This window comes from Nostoc sp. DedQUE02, from assembly GCF_034531035.1.
GTDB lineage: Bacteria > Cyanobacteriota > Cyanobacteriia > Cyanobacteriales > Nostocaceae > Nostoc.
Genome location: NZ_JAVRBY020000078.1, coordinates 22,343 through 29,144 on the forward strand (window position 1 = coordinate 22,343; position 6,802 = coordinate 29,144).

The window sequence follows — 6,802 nt, forward strand, 5'->3', positions numbered from 1 at the left end:
GGCACAATATTATAGTTGTGCCCTCATATGTTATCTATTCAATTAAAAACTGCTGTCTATGCCCAAATATTAAGGATAAAGACCTCTGTCGGTCAACGCTTGAGCCACTCTACCTACCCCCAGTGTATAAGCTGCTAACCTTAAAGAAATTTGCCGTACCTCCGACTGATGAATCACCTTGCGATAAGCTTGCACCATCAAATGTTCCATTTCGCGGTTGACGCGCTCCTCATCCCAAAATACGTAAGAAAGACCTTGCACCCACTCTAAATAACTGACTACTACACCGCCAGCATTCGCCAAAATATCTGGTAACACTGTCACACCCCGCGCCTCTAAGGCCAAGTTAGCCTCAAGAGTAACCGGGCCGTTAGCTGCTTCTGCGACAATTTGCGCCTGCACCTGATTGACATTTTCTTCAGTGATTTGGTTCTCCAAAGCTGCTGGTATTAAGACATCACAGGGTAGAGTTAATAAATCTGCATTGCTAATTGGTACAGATTGCGGGAAACCGACAATACTCTTGCGATTTTCAGCGGCGTAGACTTTTAATTTGGGAATATCAAGGCCAGTTTCAGAGAATATTCCCCCTGCACCAGTTGAAACGGCGATAATTTTCGCGCCTGCTTCATGTAGTAATTCTGCTGCGGCACAGCCGACGTTACCGAAACCCTGAATAGCTACTCGCACTCCTGTTAAGGATTTACCTCGGTCTGCTAATGCCTCACGGACAATAATCATTGTGCCACGTCCGGTTGCCATTTCTCGTCCCAGAGAACCACCAATCGAAAGGGGTTTTCCAGTTACAACTCCTGGTACAGCATGACCAACATTTACAGAGTAAGTATCCATCATCCAAGCCATCTCACGGGCAGAAGTACCCATATCTGGCGCAGGAATATCTACGGAAGGCCCAATATCTTTAATCAACTCGCTGATATAACGGCGACTGATTCGCTCTAATTCACCAACACTGTAGCGTTTGGGATCTATAGCAATGCCACCTTTCCCACCACCGTAAGGAATACCTAATAAGGCACATTTCCAGGTCATCAGCATTGCTAAAGCAGATACTTCGCGCAATGTCACAGCCGGATGGTAACGAATTCCGCCCTTGTATGGGCCTAAGACATCAGAGTGCTGCACTCGGTGTCCAGCGAGAACTTGTATTTCCCCATTATCTAGTTTCACGGGAATCGAAACCGTGACAACTTTACGCGGGTGGCTGAGAATTTCTAGCAAACCCTGATTTAAATTTAATTCTTTAGCTGCCGCTTCTAAGTAACTACACGCTTGGTCAAAGGGGCATATATGCGCTGGCGAAGCAGGTTCTGACAGCAACGAGGATCTTGAAATCATAAATTTTCTCCTAATCACGGTATCTTTGCGAACCGGATCTCATCTGTACTTAAGCTTATCCTTTTTTTTTGAAAAATGATAAATTTTGTAGTTTTTGTTACAGTTTTTTATTGTATATTCTGCTTTATGTGCAAAGCAGTATCCGGACTAATACATTCACTTTAGACATCGCTTCGCAGCGTTGATTGCCTCTTTCTCTAAAGTTGCTATCAAAGGCTTTGCCTGCGATCGGAATTGGTTTGTTAGCTGCCGATGATGTAGGCTTTGACAAAATCTATAAAAAAGGCGATCGCACTCTGATTGATGCGATCGCCTTTTGATCTAGTTTGAACGAAAAATCATCGTTTCAGGCACTTGAAATAATCGAATGTACAAAAAGCCTTGCAATATCTTAACCAGATGAATTTCTTCATCCACTATGAATAACGCGATCAAGTTGCAGTTCAAGATAGATAGTTTTAAATCCACTGTTGTTTGGGGATTCACCAATTTGGTAAAAACCGCGTTTGAGATAAAGCATCCGGGCTACATAAGAAGAAGGATGTTCCCAAGTATACAAACGTAAGTACCTTTTTGCTTTTGCTTGTGCTAAGTCGATGGTAAAGTCTAATAGCTCTTTTCCAATTCCTTTTCCTCGAAATTGTGATGCTACACAAAACCAGCCTAACCAGTCAGCTTCTTGTTCGTCTTCGCTTTTGCAATATAACCCAGTTAGCCCAATTACTTGGAAAGATTTCTCATCGATAGCAACCCAGTAATTGAGCTGGGTAATTCCACTGTTTGAAAACCATTGAGCATATTCATCTCGATATAAACTTGCCGCCAGCGATGGACTATCACTACTATTACTCACACCTGGGAAAACTTCCTCTCTTAAGTGAATTGCTTGCTCCAAGGTTGCTATCGATAATGATTCAATGTACATAGCACTAGTCACTCAAGCTTAAAGTAGCTATACCTATATTTAAGCTACTATCTCAATTAATCTGTAAATTTTCCGGTGAGCAGGCATTCTCTCTCTTCATCCTGAAGAACCAATTTTACCTTAGCTTTCATAGCTAATTTGCTTTTCCTCTTGGAGTTTGTTTTTTTTTCTTAGTTGAGCATGGCACCAAATCGAAACGAAATACGAGCAAGTCCTGAATCTGAATGCTATTTTCGTAGCTTGGCTGAGGTAAATACCAAAAGTAGTCATGGCGCACATGATCCATCCGAAATCCGCACTTTTGATAAAAAGCAATGTTGTCAAGACTTGAATTAGACGTGCCGACGAGTATCTGCCTCTTGCCGCGTTGCCTCGCCTCTTGAATCAACCAAGCAACGAACTCCTTACCTAAACCCTGCCTTTGAAACTCAGGGGCTATACCAAGTTCCATAATTTCGCAGGGGTCGCTGCGCCATTTCATCGTTGCTGCACCAACCAAGTATTCGTTGTCGTCCATGCGATATACAGCATCAACGAGGTTAGCAAGCCCCCATCGCAGTGCACGCTCCGATTCTTCTGCCAACAGTAGTATCGGAATCAGCGCTTCAAGTTCGTCGTCACGAGCTTGTCGAATAGCAATCGCCATTCATATTCCCTTTTAATCACAATTTATTTTTCAAAACTATAGTAACAAGTAGATGTTGAACGTTTTAGGTTTTTGACTTGAGGAGGCGACAAGGGAGCTAAAGAGCTGCTAACGCGATCGCGGCATTCTGTCCACCAAAGCCAAAACTCAAACATAGTACCTGGCGAATTTTACTTAGACGTGCGGCTGTAACAATATCTAAATGAAATTCTGGCTGCTGCAATCCTAAACAAGGCGGTAATATTTGATGCTTTAGTGTCATGAGAGAAAAAGCTACACCTAAAGCTCCAGATGCCCCTAGTGTATGACCTGTGCTTCCCTTGGTGGAACTAACCGCCACGCCTTGGGGAAACAAACGCTGGATTACCATACTCTCCATCTGGTCATTTAGCTGGGTAGCTGTACCATGAGCATGAATGTAATCGATATCAGTTGGTAAGAGACAACTACGTTCTAGACATTGTTTGATAGCAGCGATCGCACTTTTCCCTTCGGGTTCTGGTGAATTACTATGATATGCGTCGTTAGTTAAGCCGAAACCGAGAATTTCACCATACACTTTTGCTTGACGCTGCTTTGCAAACTCTGCTGATTCTAAGACAAACACAGCCGCGCCTTCACCCAAGACTAAGCCTTCTCTGTGCAAATCAAAGGGATAAGCCCCAGTTTTTGCCAAAGCACCCATCTGCTGAAACCCAGCTAAAGTTAAAGGTGTAATCGGTGCTTCCACTGCACCTGCGATCGCTTGTTGACATTGCCCAGTTTGTATAAGCATAGCTGCTTGGGCAATAGACCAAATTCCAGTAGCACAAGCTGTCATTGGTGCTAAAACTATACCTGATGCACCGATTTGTCGCGCTGCTGCGATCGCATTGAAATGAGGTAATATATCTAGCCAATTTCCAAAAGAGGACACGGGGAAATGATTCGCGTTATACATTTGCCGCGCCAGCATTTCCCAAGATGCTTGATAAGAGCGACTCGATCCAATGACTACAGCACAATCAGCTAAAGGTGCAACTAACCCAGAATCTTGTAAAGCAGAAGCAACAACCATCTGAGTTAACCTTGTCAACTCAGATGGTTGTTCACCAATCAAACCTAGAGGAAGTGGTGTAAGTTCTGGAAATGGTTGATGTAATCGAATTCCAGATTTACCTGCGATTAAATTTCGCCAGCTATCCTCTAAGCTTCCACCCAAGGCGGAAACTAGACCAATACCAGTAACAACAATTTTGACCAATTTAGGAGTTAGAAGTTAAAAGTGAGGAGTTAAGAGTTAAGAGTTTTTTACTATCTCCCTCGCCCCCCTGCTCCCCTGCTCCCCTGCCCTCTTCCTCCTACTTTCCAGGCGTTTTTAAGTTTTCAGCACCTTGAGTGACTTTAGCGGAGTCAATGCGATCGCCTTGCTGAATTTTGTTTACTACATCAAAGCCTTGAGTGACATTGCCAAACACGGCGTAGTTACCATCCAAAAATGCTAGATCAGCTAAAGCAAAGTAAAACTGGGCAGAAGCGGAATCTGGTGATTGCGATCGCGCCATTGCTACTGCACCCTGTTTATGAGGCAATACGACGGGTTGAGCAGTAGCATCAAATGGTTTATTGTAAATCGGAGTATCCGAACCTTTGGGCTTAACTTCTAAAGGTATATAACGAGCGTTTCCCGTTTTTGGGTCAATATAGCTACCTGTTCCCAGTCTATCTGCTGGAACTTTCGGGTCTTTGCTTTGAGGATCGCCCCCTTGAACTACAAACGGTTGAGGTTCGCGTACAACTCGATGGAAAGCTAAACCATCGTAAACCCCCTTTTGCACTAAATCTACGAAGTTGCCAGCTGTAATGGGGGCATCAGTGCCGTCTACTTCGATAGTAATCGGCGAACCTTTAACCGTGATTACCACAGTAGCCTTGCCTTCGAGGCGCGGTAAATCTGCCAGTCCAGGAATGCTCTCACTACTAGTTTGAGATACAGATGTTGCTTCAGTAGTTGTCTTGGTGCTTGCCTCGGTTGTGGTCGAGGTAGCTGTCGAGTTTGGAGAAGAGCTATTAGAAGCGACTTGCTGTGTTGAACATCCTCCCAAGATCAAGGCACTGATAATCACAAAAGAAAGCAAAAATTGAGAAATTTTTAACAGCATTGCCTGTTACCGATTTAACCAGAGTATCTTATCGTTTTGAGGAGGATTGGGATTAGGGGAGAGGGGACAGGTAACAGGTGATAGGGAATAATTTGTTACCTATAACCTGTTACCTCTACCCTTTACCCTATAACCTGTTACCTCCACCCTCTACCCTAATCTCTTACAATCCTTCTAGTGATACTCCCAAAAAGCGGGCTAACTTTGCGCCTTCTGTTTCCAACTCTGTTAAAGATAACGGTTGTCCAACCCGTGTTAAGGGTATATCTCGCCGGCCTTTAATGCGTAGATAGAGTGCACGACGGGGATTAAGACCTTCTTTTACGTCTATTAGTACAGATTGCACATCTTCTATGCGGCTATCAATCTGAATTCGGCGGTTTTTGCCAGGAAATCCCCAACGAAAGATTTTGATTGCGCCTGTTTCCTGATTAAATTCGTTGTAACCGCCTCCAACATCCAATAAAATCATTAGCCACAGATATGTGGCTAATAGCAAGCCAGCAGTACCATATAACCCCATCACTAATCCTTGGGGGATAAATACCAGTTGAGTGGGATCGGAAACTATGAGTAAATTAACTTTTAAATAACTGGATATTCCAGACAACAAAAAGCCGCTTGCTCCCAAGGTAACGATAGTTGCCCACCAGTAGTTACTGAACCGACGAGAACCGAGAACATTTTGGTGCAGGAGGCGATCGCCTTTGTTAATCGTTGTTGATGTCGTCATTGAACTACCATTGCCCGTGAGATACTCGCTGTCACATACTCGTACACTAAATGCTTTTGCATAGAGTGGTGGGTTCTTCTGTCAATCCGGCTATTGCTTAAAAGGCACAAAGAGCTATGTTTGAAATCCACGGGAACCCTGCCGCAGACTATAAATTTTTCACTTTGTACCCGACAAATTTTACTGTCCCGGATAATGCTGGCTTCCTTGTACTACGGGACAAACCACTTAGGCTGTTTGTATTAGTCAAGATATACCAACTTCCTTTCTCCTTGTCTAACGTTTCACATAGGTTTTCCAGAGGTGTATCAACGACGTGGCTGCAAAGTCATTATTCAGATTATTTTACCAAATATCGTTGACAAAAACTCAACTGCGCCCTTCTATGTTCCTGCTGCCGATATAATTTTTTCGGGTAATGTTGTACTATTTTTTTACTCAATGGCTGATCAAAATTCTTTACTCCCTCACTCTCTGCCCCTCTTATTCCCTGCTTCCCTCTCCCTGCCTCTTTTTGACCTCTTGAAATGAGTTATCTACCTACCTCCATCTGCATTAAATTTTTTTAGATTTCTGAGAAAAGTTGTGTCAAATTGTAAAATTTCTGATATTCATATTATTTATAAGGTTCGTGTTTCATAGCTCATTTCCTTTTGCGTATCAGGCAAAAACCCTGAGTAGTGTGATAAGTTAAGAATCATTAAGTTACCACAAGCTAGATTACTAGCCGATGGTACGTGTAATGTCATAACCCTGAGAAATAATGACTTAACTAGTCAGTAAGCTCTCAGAATCTCAGTTACTTAAAAGCAGTTGAGATTGTCAAAAAAACGTTAATTCCTCACGGCAGTCGGTTACATTGGTTTTCCGTACTACCTTAGAAACGTTGCAATTTTAGTAAAAAAAGAGGATTTAAGTCCGATGACCATCGCAGTTGGACGCGCGCCCAGTAGAGGGTGGTTTGACGTTCTAGACGACTGGCTCAAGCGCGATCGCTT

The 6,802-nt window shown here is 43.2% G+C and carries 7 protein-coding genes; 1 reads left to right on the forward strand and 6 read right to left on the reverse strand.

What is annotated here, in order from left to right; genetic code table 11:
• Positions 1 to 69 precede the first annotated feature (69 nt).
• On the reverse strand, positions 70 to 1,359 hold the full coding sequence (locus tag RMX98_RS32310; protein WP_322679328.1) for a Glu/Leu/Phe/Val dehydrogenase: 1,290 nt from the start codon (positions 1,357 to 1,359) through the stop codon (positions 70 to 72).
• 185 nt (positions 1,360 to 1,544) lie between these two features.
• Between RMX98_RS32310 and RMX98_RS32315 the strand changes: the two genes are divergently transcribed.
• A complete protein-coding gene (locus tag RMX98_RS32315) occupies positions 1,545 to 1,679 on the forward strand; it encodes a hypothetical protein (RefSeq protein WP_322679329.1) in 135 nt (44 codons plus the stop codon).
• A gap of 89 nt (positions 1,680 to 1,768) precedes the next feature.
• On the opposite strand, the gene RMX98_RS32320 is transcribed toward RMX98_RS32315, so the two are convergent.
• The 5 genes from RMX98_RS32320 to RMX98_RS32340 form a co-directional block, all read right to left on the reverse strand.
• Positions 1,769 to 2,284, reverse strand: a complete 516-nt coding sequence (locus tag RMX98_RS32320) for a GNAT family N-acetyltransferase (RefSeq protein ID WP_322679330.1) — start codon at positions 2,282 to 2,284, stop codon at positions 1,769 to 1,771.
• Between the two features lie 133 nt (positions 2,285 to 2,417).
• The gene (locus RMX98_RS32325) at positions 2,418 to 2,930 is read right to left on the reverse strand and encodes a GNAT family N-acetyltransferase (protein WP_322679331.1); all 513 of its coding nucleotides are present in this window, start codon (positions 2,928 to 2,930) and stop codon (positions 2,418 to 2,420) included.
• A 97-nt stretch (positions 2,931 to 3,027) separates the two neighbouring features.
• Entirely contained in the window at positions 3,028 to 4,173 is a 1,146-nt protein-coding gene (locus RMX98_RS32330) for a beta-ketoacyl-ACP synthase (RefSeq protein WP_322679332.1), read from the reverse strand.
• Positions 4,174 to 4,270: 97 nt separating this feature from the next.
• Complete coding sequence (locus tag RMX98_RS32335) at positions 4,271 to 5,071, reverse strand: peptidylprolyl isomerase (RefSeq protein WP_322679333.1); 801 nt, start codon at positions 5,069 to 5,071, stop codon at positions 4,271 to 4,273.
• 163 nt (positions 5,072 to 5,234) lie between these two features.
• Entirely contained in the window at positions 5,235 to 5,804 is a 570-nt protein-coding gene (locus tag RMX98_RS32340; RefSeq protein WP_322679334.1) for a photosystem I assembly protein Ycf4, read from the reverse strand.
• Positions 5,805 to 6,802: the final 998 nt, after the last annotated feature.